The organism is Kitasatospora sp. NBC_01539 (assembly GCF_045040525.1).
Classification (GTDB): Bacteria; Actinomycetota; Actinomycetes; order Streptomycetales; family Streptomycetaceae; genus Kitasatospora.
Genome location: NZ_CP109390.1, coordinates 5,136,609 through 5,150,432 on the forward strand (window position 1 = coordinate 5,136,609; position 13,824 = coordinate 5,150,432).

Consider the following 13,824-nt stretch of genomic DNA (forward strand, 5'->3'; position numbering starts at 1 on the left):
AGCCTACGGGAGCCCGTCCGGGCTCCCGGGCGGACGTCCTCGGGCCGGCCGGAGCCCGCCGGTAGACTGCGCGCACTATGCGCATCTTGGTCACCGGCGGCGCCGGTTTCATCGGCTCCGAGTTCGTCCGTTCGCAGTTCCGCGCCGACGCCTCGGCCCGCATCACCGTGCTCGACAAGCTCACCTACTCGGGCGTCGAGGCCAACCTCGCACCGGTCGCCGACCACCCGGGCTACCGCTTCGTCCGGGCCGACATCTGCGACCCGGAGGCGGTGGACGCCGCGATGGCCGGCCACGACGCGGTCGTCCACTTCGCCGCCGAGTCGCACGTCGACCGGTCCATCGAGGGCGCCGGGCCCTTCGTGCGGACCAACGTCGTCGGCACCCAGGTGCTGCTCGACGCCGCGCTCCGCCACGGCGTCGGCCGCTTCGTCCACGTCTCCACCGACGAGGTGTACGGCTCGATCAGCGAGGGCTCCTGGACCGAGGACTGGCCGCTGGCGCCGAACTCCCCGTACTCGGCCTCCAAGGCCTCCTCCGACCTGCTGGCGCTCGCCTACCACCGCACCCACGGCATGGACGTGGTGGTCACCCGCTGCTCCAACAACTACGGGCACCACCAGTTCCCGGAGAAGGTCGTGCCGCTGTTCACCACCAACCTCCTCGACGGGCGGAAGGTGCCGCTGTACGGCGAGGGCGGCAACATCCGCGACTGGCTGCACGTCTCCGACCACTGCCGGGGCATCGACCTCGCCCTGCGCGGCGGTCGGGCCGGCCGGGTCTACAACATCGGCGGCGGCACCGAGATCACCAACAAGGAGCTCACCGGCCTCCTGCTGGAGGCCGCGGGCGCCGGATGGGACATGGTCGAGCACGTCGAGGACCGCAAGGGCCACGACCTGCGCTACTCGCTCGACATCACCCGCATCCGCGAGGAGCTCGGCTACGAGCCGCAGGTGTCCTTCGCCGACGGCCTCGCCGACACCATCGCCTGGTACCGCGAGAACCGCGCCTGGTGGGAGCCGCTCAAGGCCCGGGCGGCCCTCGCATGACCACCTGGCTCGTCACCGGTGCCGGCGGCATGCTCGGGCGCGACCTGCTGGCCGTGCTCGACGCGGCCGGCGAGAAGGCCACCGGGCTCGACCGTTCCGCGCTCGACGTCACCGACGCGCAGGCCGTCCGCGAAGCCGTGCACGGCCACGAGGTGGTCGTGAACTGCGCGGCCTGGACGGACGTCGACGGCGCGGAGAGCGCCGAGGCCGCCGCCACCGCCGTCAACGGCACCGGCGTACGCAACCTCGCCCTCGCCTGCCGTGAGGCCGGTGCCCGGCTCCTCCAGGTCTCCACCGACTACGTCCTCCCCGGCGACACCGACCGGCCCTGCCCGGAGTCCGCCGCGACCGGACCCGTCAACGCCTACGGCCGCTCCAAGCTCGCGGGGGAGCGGGCGGTGCTGGAGCTCCTCCCCGGCACCGGCTACGTCGTGCGCACCGCGTGGCTGTACGGCGAGCACGGGCCGAACTTCGTGGCCACCATGCTGAAGCTCGCCGCCGTCCGCGCCACCGTCGACGTCGTCGACGACCAGCACGGGCAGCCCACCTGGTCGTACGACCTCGCCCTTCGGCTGCTCGCCCTCGGCCGCGCCCCGCACGCCCCGGCCGGCGTCTACCACGGCACCGCCGCGGGCCGCACCACGTGGTACGGACTCGCCCGCGAGGCGTACGCCCTCGCCGGGCTCGACCCCGAGCGGATCAGGCCGACCACGTCGGCCGCGTTCCCCCGCCCGGCCGTACGGCCCGCCTACAGCGTGCTCGGCCACGACCGGTGGGCCGCCGCGGGCCTCGCACCGCTGCCGGACTGGCGGGACTCGCTCGCCGCAGCCCTGCGCCGTCCCGCCTTCCGCGACCTCGTCACCCCCGCCACCTAGCCGACCACCCGTTCGAGTGCGTCGGGCCGCTGCCTTAGGCTGTTGGCCACCCACGGGGACCGCCCCGCGCACGGAAGGCGCCGGCAGTGCAACTCTCCATCCTCACCTCGATCACCGGCGTGGTGGTGCTCGCCTACATCCTGGAGCTGCTGCGTCGTCAGCAGCTCCGCGAGAAGTACGCGGCGATATGGCTGACCATCGGTCTCGCCATAGCGCCGCTCGGCTTCTTCCCCTCGCTGCTCGACTCCACCGCCCGCCGGCTCGGCGTCGCGTCCGGCGTGAGCCTCGTGCTCTTCGCCGGCTTCGTGCTCGTCCTGCTGGTCAGCCTCCACCTCAGCTGGGAGGCGAGCCGTCTCGAGGCGGAGACCCGCACCCTCGCCGAGGACGTCGCCCTGATACGCGCCCAGCTCGCCGAACAGGGCATCCTCACGGGCCCCCAGCACGCCTCCCTCCCCGCCACCACCCCGGAGGCCACGCCGTGACCACTGGCCAGCGCGTCCTGATCATCCTGCCCGCCTGGAACGAGGCCGACGGCCTGCCCGCCGTCCTGGGCGAGATCAAGCGCCAGCTGCCGCACGTCGACACGCTCGTCGTCGACGACGGATCCACCGACCGCACCGCCGAGGTCGCCGCCGCGGCGGGTTCCGCCGTCGCCCGGCTGCCGTTCAACCTCGGTGTCGGCGGCGCCATGCGCCTCGGCTACCGCTACGCGCAGCAGCACGACTACGACGTCGCCATCCAGGTCGACGCCGACGGCCAGCACGACCCGTTCTACGTGCCGCTCCTGCTGGAGCGCCTGGCCGACGCCGACCTCGTCATCGGCGCCCGCTTCGACGGCGAGGGCGACTACCGGGTGCGCGGGCCGCGCCGCTGGGCGATGAAGCTGCTCTCCCTCGTGCTCTCCCGCATCGCCGGTGCCCGGCTGACCGACACCACCTCGGGCTTCCGCGCCTGCAACCGGCCGCTGATCGAGTTCTTCGCCCGCTGGTACCCCGTCGAGTACCTCGGCGACACCGTCGAGAGCCTGGTCGGCGCCGCCCGCTGCGGCTTCACCGTCCGCCAGGTCCCCGTCGCGATGCGGGCCCGCACCACCGGACGCCCCAGCGCCTCGCCGCTCAAGGCGATGGTCTACCTCGTCCGCGCCGGACTCGTCCTGCTCCTCGCCGTGATCCGCCGGATGCCCCGCCACGTCCGGGACTTCGCCCCCGGGTCCGACTTCTACCGCGCCTTCGCCGCCCGGCGGACGCCCGCGGCCGCCCCCGCCGAGGCCGAGGTCTAGGAGCCACGTGTCCCGCTACGAGATCCTCCTGCCGTACTACGGCGACGTCCGCCTCATGCAGGACGCCGTGCACAGCGTCCTCGCGCAGAGCGGCGACGACTGGCGCCTCACCGTCGTGGACGACGGCAAGGAGCCCGGCGTGCCCGAGTGGTTCGAGACCCTGGCCGACCCGCGCGTGCGGTACCTCCGCAACGACGCCAACCTCGGCGTCACCGGCAACTTCAACCGCTGCGTCGCCCTCGCCGAGTACGAGTACCTCGTGCTCATGGGCTGCGACGACCTCATGCACCCGACCTACCTCGACGTCGTCCGCGCCGCCGTCGCCCGCGAGCCCAAGGCCGCGATGATCCAGCCCGGCGTCGAGGTCATCGGCACCGACGGGCAGCCGTACGACACCCTCGTCGACCGCACCAAGCGCCGCCTGTACGCCCCGAAGGGCCCCGGCCGCGACCTCCTCGGCGGTGAGGACCTCGCCGTCAGCCTGCTCCGCGGGAACTGGCTGTACTTCCCGTCGATCTGCTGGCGCACCGAAGCCGTCCGCCCGTACGGCTTCCGCGCCGACCTCGGCGTCATCCAGGACCTCGCGCTCGTCGTCGACCTGCTCGTCGCGGGGGAGTCCCTGGCCACCGCCCCCGAGGTCTGCTTCAGCTACCGCCGGCACGCCGGCAGCGAGTCCTCGGCCACGGCGTACACCGGCAGCCGCTTCGAGGAGGCCAAGCGCTTCTTCCGGGAGACCGCGGACCGCCTCGACGCCCTCGGCTGGCACCGCGCCGCCAAGGTCTCCCGGCTGCACCTCTCCTCCCGCCTGCACGCCCTCACCCTGCTCCCGGGTGCGGCCCGGCACGCCGGCCGCCCGGGAGTCAACGCCATGATCAAGCACGCGGCCCGCTGACCGATGAAGCGCCTGCGCAGCCTCGCCACCGCCCTGCCGGCCGGCCTCCGGACGGTCGCCGTCGGCACCGCCGTCCTCGGCGTCGCCTCCTACCTGCAACTGGCCGTCGCCGGGCACAGCCTCACCACCGAGGCCATGGCCGGCGTCTCCGTGCTGTGGACGATCGTCATGTCCGTCGGCATCGGGCTCTTCCTCCCGCTCGAACAGGAACTCACCCGGATCGTCGCGGCCCGCACCGTCCGCGGCGAGGGTGCCCGGCCCGTCCTGCGCCGCGCGACACTGCTCACCTGCGGCATCCTCGGCGTCATCCTCACCCTGATGGCGGTATTCGCCCGCCCCCTGGCGGACCTCCTGCTGCACGGGGACACCGCCCTGGTCGCGGCCCTCGGCAGCGCCTTCGCCGCCATGGCGTTCTGCTACCTGACCCGCGGCATCCTCGCCGGCCTCGGCCGCTTCACGCCGTACGGCACCCAACTCGCCGTCGACGGCGCGCTGCGGATGCTGCTCGCGTTCGGCTGCGCCGCCGCGGGCCTGCACTCCGCCCTCGCGTTCAGCCTGATCATGACCGTCGCGCCCCTGCTGGCGCTGCTCGCGACGCTGCCCGCCACCGTCCGCGCCGTCCGCCCCGGACCGCCGCAGCCCTGGTCCGGCCTCGTCCGCGGCCTCGGCCCGCTCATGGGGTCGACCCTGCTCGCCCAGTGGATGGTCAGCGCGGCCGTGATGAGCGTCCAGCTCCTGGAGCCGGACCAGGTCGACCTCGTCGCCGCGCTGCTCAGCGCCCTCGTCCTCGCCCGGGTGCCGATCTTCGTGTTCGGCGCGCTCCAGGCGTCCCTGCTGTCCGGCCTGGCCGGTGCCGCGGCGGCCGGCCGGCACGCCGACTTCCTGGCCATGCTGCGCAGGGCGTGCGCGGCGGTCACCCTGCTGTGCGTCGCGATCTCCGTGCCCGCCGTCGTGCTCGGGCCGTGGCTGATCCACCTGCTGTTCGCCGCACCCGAGGTGCTCGACCGTGCCGACTTCCTCTGCCTGTGCCTCGGCGCCTTCGGCTACCTGCTCGCCATGGTCCTCGGCCAGGCGCTCATCGTGCTGCACCGGCACCGCGCCCAGCTGGTCTGCTGGCTGCTCGGCACCGCCGTCCTGGTCGGCGTCACCCTGGTGCCGGGACCGATCGAGGGCCGGGTCTGCGTCGCCTTCGCCGCCGGCCCGCTCGCCTGCGCCGCGGGGATGCTGTGGAGCCTGCGCGGCGCCGTCCCGCGCCGCCCCTCCGCCTCGGCCCCCGCGGGCGCCGAGGCGGAGCCGATCCCTTCCGCCTGACCGACGCCTGCAACGCCGGGGCCGCCCCACCGCACTGGAAGGGGTGGGGCCGCCGGTGGGGCGGCCCGGGAGGGAGGGGCGGTGCGCCAGGAGCAGGAGCTCCACGACTACGTCACCGCGCGGAGGCCGGCGCTGTTCCGCAGCGCCTTCCTCCTCTGCGGCGACCGCGACGAGGCCGACGACCTCGTCCAGGCCACCCTGGTCAAGCTGATCCTCGGCGCTCGGCGCCTCCGGCGGATCGACAGCCTCGACGCCTACGCGCGCAAGACCCTGGTCAACACCTTCATCGCCTCCCGGCGGCGCTTCTGGTGGCGCGAACACGCCTACGGCGAACTGCCGGAGACCCCCCTGCCCGCGTACGACGCGGACACCGGGGTCGCCGTACGGGCGGCCCTGGCCGTCCTGTCGCCGAAGCAGCGGGCCGTCCTGGTGCTCCGCTACTGGGAGGACCTCAGCGTCGCTGCCACGGCCGACCTGCTCGGCCTGCCGGAGAGCACCGTCCGGAGCCACTCGGCCCGCGGGATCGCCGCGCTGCGCGGCCTCCTCCCCTCGGACACCCACGAGCTGCAGGGAGACGCGAGATGAGCCGCACCACCACGGTCGGGTCGCTGCTGGCCGACGCACTCGTGGAGCCCCCGGAGCCCCGGCCCGCGGCCGAACTCTTCACGCAGGCACGGCGCGTCCGCCGTCGCCGCAGGGCCGGACTCGGGCTGGCCGCCGCGCTCGTCGCCGCGGCCGCCGTGATCGCACCCGGTGCGACCGGCGGCCGGCACGGGCCCGCACCGGTCGGCCCCGCCGACCGGGCCGCCCGGCTCCGGGAGCTCCTGCCGCCCGGCATCGGATCGGTGGAGGCCGCGGCCGACGTCCTCCACCCGGGGGCCGCCGGCGCCCTGGACGGCGTCTACTGGATCCGCAGGGACGGGCGCCTCGGCGTCGTGCGGATCGAAACGGCCACGTCAGCCTCCGCCGTACCGCTCGGCTGCGCCCCCGAGCTGCCCGAGCCCGCGCCGCGTACGTGCACCTACCCCGCCCGGCTCGGCTCGGCCGGCCTGGAGGTCACGGAACGCTCCCCGGGCGGCCCGGCCGGCAGTGATCTGAGCTGGGGCCGCAGCTACGACGCCGTCCTGCCGCTCGGTGACGGCACCGCGCTGTACGTCGACGCCATCGCGGGCTACCACGGCTACCGCGCCCCCGGGCCGGCCATGGACGCCCCGCCGCTCACCCTCGTGCAGCTGCGCGAGCTGGTCGTCAGCCCCGAGCTCCGGGCCCGGCGACCCGCCCACGGGTGATCCCCGGCCCGGCGGCGCAGCCTTGCCCCCGCGAAGAGCCGGCCGGGGTGTGACCAGGAGGGCCGCCCGCAGCGTCTGGATGGGTGGGGCCGTTCGCACGGGCGGCCGGGAGCGACGGGGGAGAGCGATGACATCGGAGCACGAGCGGCGGCAGTGGTGGACGGGCCGGGCCGGACGCGCGCCGGGCCCGGCCGGGCTGGACTCCGGTTGGCAGCGGCGCTCCGGCTGACCGGACCCGCCCGCCTGCGGGCCCGTACGGCGGGGCCGGGTACCGTCGCCCCGAGACCCGGACCCCCTGCCCCCGGACGTGACCCATGCACTCCCGTACGCCCTTCCGCACCGCCCGTCTCGCGGCCGTCGTCGCGGTGGCGGCCGCCCTGGCCGCGGGGTGCGCCCCGGGACGCACCGGCGACGGGGGAGCGTTCCCACCGGTCGCGCCGGAGCGCGCGGCGGCCGGGGGCGCGGTCACCTCGGGCGCGCCCCCGGCCGATCCCGGGCTGGACCGGGCCGTCCGGGCCGCCGCCGCCCTGCCCGTGGGCCGGGAACCGCGTACCGTCCGGGTGTTCGGCCCGGCGGCCGGGCCCGGCGGATGGCGCCTGGTGCTCGCCGCCGACGGCGAGCGGGTCACCGGTGTGGCCTGCGGCGGCACGTACCTGCCCTTCCGGGAGCCGGACGGCGCGCCGGCCGGCGACGGCGCCCGCACCGTCTACGTGGTGACCCTGCCGGGCGATCTGCGGGGCGCCCTGGAGGTCGGGGCGGTACGCGGCGGGACCGCGGGCACCGAGTCCGTGGACCTCGGCCGGGGCGGGCCGGGAGGGCCGGACGCCCGGGTGTGCGGGTAGCCCCGGCCGGGGGGTGGCGGGCGCCGCAGAAAAGCGCCCGATTGGCGTTTGGGCTCCGCCGTATGGCAGTATGTCCAAGTTGCTCGGTTGAGTGCCGATGCTGCGCGCCTCCCGCCGGGAGGACCGGAAGCGAGTCCCATGTACTCGTCGTTCCCGTGATGGCCGTTCATGTGTTCACGTGCTGTATGTGGACGCAGTGGTGTGTAAGCGACACCGCGGCAGCTGCGGGGCGGACGTACGGGAATCTTCCGGGAAGCGTGGACGGGGCCTCGACCCGGCGCCTGGTGGGTGCAAGACCTCACCGATCCCGGAGCTGGAACCGAAGAGGGTTTGATTCCTCTTTGGTTTTTTGCAAGCGGTAGGGCGACACGCCCGAGCGCGGGGGTCGGAGGGAGACCGCGAGGTAACCACCCGGGGGCGCCGCCGGACGAGTCCACCCGGACTAGGCCGGTCGTAGTAGCAGCAGACGACACAAAGGACTACTGAGTAGCCATGGCGGGACAGAAGATCCGCATCCGGCTCAAGGCCTACGACCACGAGGTCATCGACTCCTCGGCGAAGAAGATCGTCGAGACGGTGATTCGTACTGGTGCGCAGGTCGCGGGCCCGGTGCCGCTGCCCACTGAGAAGAACGTGTACTGCGTCATCCGCTCGCCGCACAAGTACAAGGACTCGCGCGAGCACTTCGAGATGCGTACTCACAAGCGTCTGATCGACATCCTCGACCCCACGCCGAAGACGGTTGACTCGCTCATGCGTCTCGACCTGCCGGCCGGCGTCGACATCGAGATCAAGCTCTGAGAGGCGCACCGAAGATGGCTAAGCAGATTAAGGGCATCCTGGGCGAGAAGCTCGGCATGACCCAGGTCTGGGACGAGAACAACCGGGTCGTCCCGGTGACCGTCGTCAAGGCTGGGCCGAATGTCGTGACCCAGGTCCACACCGCCGACAGCGCTTCCGGCTACGACGCCGTGCAGCTCGGCTTCGGCGAGATCGACCCCCGCAAGGTGAACAAGCCCCTCGTGGGTCACTTCGCCAAGGCCGGTGTCACCCCGCGCCGCCACCTGGTCGAGATCCGTACCACGGACGCGTCCGAGTACACCCTCGGCCAGGAGATCACCGCGGAGCTGTTCGAGGCGGGTGTCAAGGTCGACGTGACCGGCACCTCCAAGGGCAAGGGCTTCGCCGGTGTCATGAAGCGTCACAACTTCAAGGGCCTCGGCGCCGGTCACGGCACCCAGCGCAAGCACCGTTCGCCCGGTTCCATCGGTGGCTGCGCCACCCCGGGTCGCGTGTTCAAGGGCATGCGCATGGCGGGTCGGATGGGCCACGACCGTGTGACCACCCAGAACCTGACCGTGCACGCGGTCGACGCGGAGAAGGGCCTGCTGCTCATCAAGGGCGCAATCCCGGGCCCGAACGGCGGCCTCGTCCTCGTCCGCACCGCGGCGAAGGGGCTGTGAAGGATATGACCACCATTGACATCCTGTCGCCGGCCGGCGACAAGGCCGGCAGCCTCGAGCTGCCCGCCGAGATCTTCGACGCCAAGGTCAGCATTCCGCTGATGCACCAGGTCGTCGTCGCACAGCTCGCCGCTGCCCGTCAGGGCACGCACAAGGTGAAGCGCCGCGGCGAGGTCCGTGGTGGCGGTCGCAAGCCGTACCGCCAGAAGGGCACCGGCCGCGCCCGTCAGGGCTCGACCCGTGCGCCGCAGTTCGCCGGCGGTGGCGTCGTGCACGGTCCCGTGCCGCGCGACTACTCGCAGCGGACCCCGAAGAAGATGATCGTCGCCGCGCTCCGCGGTGCCCTCACCGACCGGGCCCGCCACGACCGCATTCACGTCATCACCGGCGTGACCGCGACCGAGACGCCGTCGACCAAGGCCGCGAAGAGCCTGATCGGCAAGATCTCCGAGCGCAAGAGCGTCCTCCTGGTCGTCGAGCGCGAGGACGAGCTGGGCCTGAAGTCCGCTCGCAACCTGCCGAACGTGCACATCCTGGACGCCGGCCAGCTGAACACCTACGACGTGCTCGTCGCTGACGACGTGGTCTTCACCCAGGCCGCCTTCGAGCGTTTCGTGGCCGGTCCGGCCGCGTCCGCCAAGGCTGTCGCCTCTGAGGGCGAGCTCGAAGGGAGCGCTGCCTGATGGCCGCGGAGATCACGAGCAAGACGTACACGGACCCCCGTGACGTCCTGGTCAAGCCGGTTATCTCGGAGAAGAGCTACTCGCTCCTCGACGAGAACAAGTACACGTTCGTCGTGGCGCCGGGTGCCAACAAGACCCAGATCAAGCAGGCCGTCGAGGCGGTCTTCTCGGTCAAGGTCGAGGCTGTCAACACGCTCAACCGTCAGGGCAAGCGCAAGCGCTCCAAGACGGGCTTTGGCAAGCGCAAGGACACCAAGCGCGCCATCGTGACGCTGGCCGAGGGCAACCGCATCGACATCTTCGGTGGTCCGGTCTCCGCCTGACGGGGAACGTGATCGTCGTTAAGGACGAGGACGAAAATGGGTATCCGCAAGTACAAGCCGACTACGCCGGGCCGTCGTGGCTCCAGCGTGGCCGACTTCGTCGAAATCACGCGGTCCACGCCGGAGAAGTCGCTGGTTCGCCCCCTGCACAGCAAGGGCGGCCGTAACAACGCCGGTCGTATCACCGCTCGCCACCAGGGTGGCGGTCACAAGCGCGCCTACCGCGTGATCGACTTCCGTCGTCACGACAAGGACGGCGTGCCGGCCAAGGTCGCTCACATCGAGTACGACCCCAACCGCACTGCGCGCATCGCGCTCCTGCACTACCTCGACGGCGAGAAGCGCTACATCATCGCGCCGCGTGGCATTGCTCAGGGCGACCGGATCGAGAACGGCCCCGGGGCCGACATCAAGCCGGGCAACAACCTGCCGCTGCGCAACATCCCGGTCGGTACCACCATCCACGCCGTGGAGCTGCGTCCCGGTGGCGGTGCCAAGCTGGCCCGCTCCGCCGGTTCCGGCATCCAGCTGCTGGCGCGTGAGGGCCGCATGGCGACCCTGCGCATGCCGTCGGGTGAGACCCGTCTGGTCGACGCCCGCTGCCGCGCCACCATCGGCGAGGTCGGCAACGCCGAGCAGTCGAACATCAACTGGGGCAAGGCCGGCCGTATGCGCTGGAAGGGCGTCCGCCCGACCGTGCGTGGTGTGGCCATGAACCCGATCGACCACCCGCACGGTGGTGGTGAGGGTAAGACCTCCGGTGGTCGCCACCCGGTCTCGCCGTGGGGCAAGCCCGAGGGCCGTACCCGTCGCCCGAACAAGGCGTCGGACAAGCTCATCGTGCGCCGCCGCAAGACCAACAAGAAGCGCTAGGAGCAGGTCAGATGCCGCGCAGTCTCAAGAAGGGCCCCTTCATCGACGACCACCTTCAGAAGAAGGTGGATGTCCAGAACGAGGCGGGCACGCAGAACGTCATCAAGACCTGGTCCCGTCGTTCCGTGATCTCCCCGGCCATGCTGGGTCACACGATCGCGGTCCACGATGGCCGTAAGCACGTCCCGGTGTTCGTCACCGAGTCGATGGTCGGCCACAAGCTCGGCGAGTTCGCTCCCACGCGCACCTTCAAGGGGCACGTGAAGGATGACCGCAAGTCGAAGCGTCGCTAGTCGCTCCGCTGAGCTTGAGCTTTAGCGCCAGAACGACTCAATGACTTACTCCATTAAGGGGACAACCATGGAAGCCAGGGCCCAGGCGCGGTACATCCGCGTCACGCCCATGAAGGCCCGCCGCGTGGTGGACCTCATCCGTGGCCTGAACGCCACGGAGGCCCAGGCGGTCCTGCGTTTCGCTCCGCAGGCCGCCACCGTGCCGGTCGGCAAGGTGCTCGACAGCGCCATCGCCAACGCCGCACACAACTACAACCACTCCAACGTGGACGACCTCTACATCTCTGAGGCGTACGTTGACGAGGGTCCGACCCTGAAGCGGTTCCGTCCGCGTGCTCAGGGCCGCGCCTACCGGATCCGCAAGCGGACCAGCCACATCACCGTGGTCGTCAGCAGCAAGGAAGGGACCCGGTAATGGGCCAGAAGGTTAACCCGCACGGGTTCCGTCTCGGCATCAGCACGGACTTCAAGTCCCGCTGGTACGCCGACAAGCTGTACAAGGACTACGTCAAGGAAGACGTCGCCATTCGTCGCATGATGACGAAGGGCATGGAGCGCGCCGGCATCTCCAAGGTCGAGATCGAGCGCACCCGCGACCGCGTCCGCGTCGACATCCACACCGCTCGCCCCGGCATCGTCATCGGCCGGCGCGGCACCGAGGCCGACCGCATCCGCGGCGACCTCGAGAAGCTGACCGGCAAGCAGGTCCAGCTGAACATCCTCGAGGTCAAGAACCCCGAGCTGGACGCCCAGCTCGTGGCTCAGGGCGTCGCGGAGCAGCTGTCCTCCCGCGTGTCGTTCCGCCGTGCCATGCGCAAGTCGATGCAGGGCACCATGAAGTCCGGCGCCAAGGGCATCAAGGTCCAGTGCTCCGGTCGTCTCGGCGGCGCCGAGATGAGCCGTTCGGAGTTCTACCGCGAGGGCCGTGTGCCGCTGCACACCCTTCGTGCGAACGTCGACTACGGCTTCTTCGAGGCCAAGACCACCTTCGGCCGCATCGGCGTGAAGGTCTGGATCTACAAGGGCGACGTCAAGAACATCGCCGAGGTCCGCGCTGAGAACGCCGCCGCCCGCTCGGGCAACCGCCCGGCCCGTCCCGAGGGTGGTCGTCCCGCCCGCGGTGGCGAGCGCCGCGGTGGCGAGCGCGGTGCCGAGCGTGGTGGCCGTGGTGGCCGTCGTCCCGCCGCCGAGGCCCCCGCGGCCGCTGCGGCCGAGACTCCGGCTGCCGAGAACACCGGAACGGAGGCCTGACCCCCATGCTGATCCCCCGTAGGGTCAAGCACCGCAAGCAGCACCACCCCAAGCGGCGTGGCGCGGCCAAGGGCGGTACGGAGCTGGCCTTCGGCCAGTTCGGCATCCAGGCCGTCACCCCGGCGTACGTGACGAACCGTCAGATCGAGTCCGCTCGTATCGCGATCACCCGTCACATCCGCCGTGGCGGCAAGGTCTGGATCAACATCTACCCGGACCGTCCCCTCACCAAGAAGCCCGCCGAGACCCGCATGGGTTCCGGTAAGGGTTCGCCGGAGTGGTGGATCGCGAACGTGCACCCGGGTCGGGTCATGTTCGAGCTGTCGTACCCGAATGAGAAGGTTGCTCGCGAGGCGCTCACCCGCGCCGCGCACAAGCTGCCGATGAAGTGCCGGATCGTCCGGCGCGAGGACGGTGAGAGCTGATGTCGGCCGCTATCAAGGCTGCTGAGCTTCGTCAGCTGGACAACGAGGGCCTCGTTGCCAAGCTGCGTGAGGCCAAGGAGGAGCTGTTCAACCTCCGCTTCCAGGCGGCGACCGGGCAGCTCGACAACCACGGCCGGCTGAAGCTGGTCCGTAAGGACATCGCGCGGATCTACACCCTGATGCGCGAGCGCGAGCTGGGCATCGAGACGGTGGAGAACGCCTGATGACTGAGAACACCAACGAGACGCGCGGTTTCCGCAAGACCCGTGAGGGTCTCGTCGTCAGCGACAAGATGGACAAGACCGTCGTCGTCGCCGTCGAGGACCGCGTCAAGCACGCGCTGTACGGCAAGGTCATCCGCCGTACGAACAAGCTGAAGGCGCACGACGAGCAGAACTCGTGCGGTGTCGGCGACCGTGTCCTCCTCATGGAGACCCGGCCGCTGTCCGCGACGAAGCGCTGGCGCGTCGTCGAGATCCTCGAGAAGGCCAAGTAACGAAGCCGATGTGGTACGGCCGTATGTGCTCGATGCAGCGATGCGATCGAGTGAGCAGCGGCCGGCCCGTCGACTCTCGTTGACGATCAGGAGAAAGCTGTGATCCAGCAGGAGTCGCGACTGCGCGTCGCCGACAACACGGGTGCCAAGGAGATTCTCTGCATCCGCGTTCTCGGTGGCTCCGGTCGCCGCTACGCCGGTATCGGGGACGTCATCGTCGCCACCGTGAAGGACGCGATCCCCGGCGGTTCGGTGAAGAAGGGTGACGTCGTGAAGTGCGTCATCGTCCGCACCGTCAAGGAGCGCCGTCGTCCGGACGGTTCCTACATCCGTTTCGACGAGAACGCCGCTGTCGTTCTCAAGAACACCGATGGTGACCCCCGTGGTACCCGCATCTTCGGCCCGGTGGGCCGCGAGCTGCGTGACAAGAAGTTCATGAAGATCATCTCGCTGGCGCCGGAGGTGCTCTAACCCATG

At 71.3% G+C, this 13,824-nt stretch carries 21 protein-coding genes; all 21 read left to right on the plus strand.

Going from position 1 to position 13,824, the window contains the following annotated elements; genetic code table 11:
• The first annotated feature begins 77 nt into the window (after positions 1-77).
• The 21 genes from rfbB (at position 78) to rplN (ending at position 13,818) form a co-directional block, all read left to right on the plus strand.
• Positions 78-1,052 (plus strand): dTDP-glucose 4,6-dehydratase, encoded by a 975-nt coding sequence (gene rfbB, locus OG335_RS22220; protein ID WP_405012877.1) that lies wholly within the window; start codon positions 78-80, stop codon positions 1,050-1,052.
• Positions 1,049-1,927, plus strand: a complete 879-nt coding sequence (gene rfbD, locus OG335_RS22225) for a dTDP-4-dehydrorhamnose reductase (RefSeq protein WP_405012878.1) — start codon at positions 1,049-1,051, stop codon at positions 1,925-1,927. The genes rfbB and rfbD overlap by 4 nt, the downstream gene beginning before the upstream one ends.
• A gap of 86 nt (positions 1,928-2,013) precedes the next feature.
• On the plus strand, positions 2,014-2,409 hold the full coding sequence (locus tag OG335_RS22230; protein WP_405012879.1) for a DUF2304 family protein: 396 nt from the start codon (positions 2,014-2,016) through the stop codon (positions 2,407-2,409).
• Entirely contained in the window at positions 2,406-3,206 is an 801-nt protein-coding gene (locus OG335_RS22235; protein WP_405012880.1) for a glycosyltransferase family 2 protein, read from the plus strand. Before OG335_RS22230 ends, OG335_RS22235 begins: the two co-directional genes overlap by 4 nt.
• Before the next feature lie 7 nt (positions 3,207-3,213).
• On the plus strand, positions 3,214-4,098 hold the full coding sequence (locus OG335_RS22240) for a glycosyltransferase family 2 protein (protein ID WP_405012881.1): 885 nt from the start codon (positions 3,214-3,216) through the stop codon (positions 4,096-4,098).
• Between the two features lie 3 nt (positions 4,099-4,101).
• On the plus strand, positions 4,102-5,409 hold the full coding sequence (locus OG335_RS22245; RefSeq protein WP_405012882.1) for a lipopolysaccharide biosynthesis protein: 1,308 nt from the start codon (positions 4,102-4,104) through the stop codon (positions 5,407-5,409).
• Positions 5,410-5,490: 81 nt separating this feature from the next.
• A complete protein-coding gene (locus tag OG335_RS22250) occupies positions 5,491-5,994 on the plus strand; it encodes a SigE family RNA polymerase sigma factor (RefSeq protein WP_405012883.1) in 504 nt (167 codons plus the stop codon).
• On the plus strand, positions 5,991-6,698 hold the full coding sequence (locus OG335_RS22255) for a hypothetical protein (protein WP_405012884.1): 708 nt from the start codon (positions 5,991-5,993) through the stop codon (positions 6,696-6,698). The genes OG335_RS22250 and OG335_RS22255 overlap by 4 nt, the downstream gene beginning before the upstream one ends.
• Before the next feature lie 314 nt (positions 6,699-7,012).
• Complete coding sequence (locus OG335_RS22260) at positions 7,013-7,540, plus strand: hypothetical protein (protein WP_405012885.1); 528 nt, start codon at positions 7,013-7,015, stop codon at positions 7,538-7,540.
• A gap of 492 nt (positions 7,541-8,032) precedes the next feature.
• Entirely contained in the window at positions 8,033-8,341 is a 309-nt protein-coding gene (gene rpsJ, locus OG335_RS22265; RefSeq protein ID WP_012785157.1) for a 30S ribosomal protein S10, read from the plus strand.
• Between the two features lie 14 nt (positions 8,342-8,355).
• Positions 8,356-9,003, plus strand: a complete 648-nt coding sequence (gene rplC, locus OG335_RS22270) for a 50S ribosomal protein L3 (RefSeq protein WP_405012886.1) — start codon at positions 8,356-8,358, stop codon at positions 9,001-9,003.
• Between the two features lie 5 nt (positions 9,004-9,008).
• Positions 9,009-9,686 carry a 50S ribosomal protein L4 gene (gene rplD, locus OG335_RS22275; protein ID WP_405012887.1) on the plus strand — a complete coding sequence of 226 codons (678 nt, stop codon included), beginning with the start codon at positions 9,009-9,011 and terminating at the stop codon, positions 9,684-9,686.
• Complete coding sequence (gene rplW / locus OG335_RS22280) at positions 9,686-10,009, plus strand: 50S ribosomal protein L23 (protein WP_405012888.1); 324 nt, start codon at positions 9,686-9,688, stop codon at positions 10,007-10,009. The genes rplD and rplW overlap by 1 nt, the downstream gene beginning before the upstream one ends.
• 36 nt (positions 10,010-10,045) lie before the next feature.
• Positions 10,046-10,882: a 50S ribosomal protein L2 gene (gene rplB, locus OG335_RS22285; protein WP_405012889.1), complete on the plus strand. Its 837-nt coding sequence runs from the start codon at positions 10,046-10,048 to the stop codon at positions 10,880-10,882.
• A gap of 11 nt (positions 10,883-10,893) precedes the next feature.
• On the plus strand, positions 10,894-11,175 hold the full coding sequence (gene rpsS, locus OG335_RS22290; protein WP_363635500.1) for a 30S ribosomal protein S19: 282 nt from the start codon (positions 10,894-10,896) through the stop codon (positions 11,173-11,175).
• 67 nt (positions 11,176-11,242) lie between these two features.
• Positions 11,243-11,590: a 50S ribosomal protein L22 gene (rplV, locus tag OG335_RS22295; RefSeq protein WP_030232471.1), complete on the plus strand. Its 348-nt coding sequence runs from the start codon at positions 11,243-11,245 to the stop codon at positions 11,588-11,590.
• Positions 11,590-12,426: a 30S ribosomal protein S3 gene (rpsC, locus tag OG335_RS22300; protein ID WP_405012890.1), complete on the plus strand. Its 837-nt coding sequence runs from the start codon at positions 11,590-11,592 to the stop codon at positions 12,424-12,426. The genes rplV and rpsC overlap by 1 nt, the downstream gene beginning before the upstream one ends.
• A gap of 5 nt (positions 12,427-12,431) precedes the next feature.
• A complete protein-coding gene (gene rplP / locus OG335_RS22305; RefSeq protein WP_030232476.1) occupies positions 12,432-12,851 on the plus strand; it encodes a 50S ribosomal protein L16 in 420 nt (139 codons plus the stop codon).
• A complete protein-coding gene (gene rpmC / locus OG335_RS22310) occupies positions 12,851-13,075 on the plus strand; it encodes a 50S ribosomal protein L29 (protein ID WP_405012891.1) in 225 nt (74 codons plus the stop codon). Before rplP ends, rpmC begins: the two co-directional genes overlap by 1 nt.
• Positions 13,075-13,347, plus strand: coding sequence for a 30S ribosomal protein S17 (gene rpsQ / locus OG335_RS22315; RefSeq protein ID WP_405012892.1), 273 nt, complete (start codon positions 13,075-13,077; stop codon positions 13,345-13,347). The genes rpmC and rpsQ overlap by 1 nt, the downstream gene beginning before the upstream one ends.
• A gap of 99 nt (positions 13,348-13,446) precedes the next feature.
• A complete protein-coding gene (gene rplN, locus OG335_RS22320) occupies positions 13,447-13,818 on the plus strand; it encodes a 50S ribosomal protein L14 (RefSeq protein WP_030263487.1) in 372 nt (123 codons plus the stop codon).
• Positions 13,819-13,824: the final 6 nt, after the last annotated feature.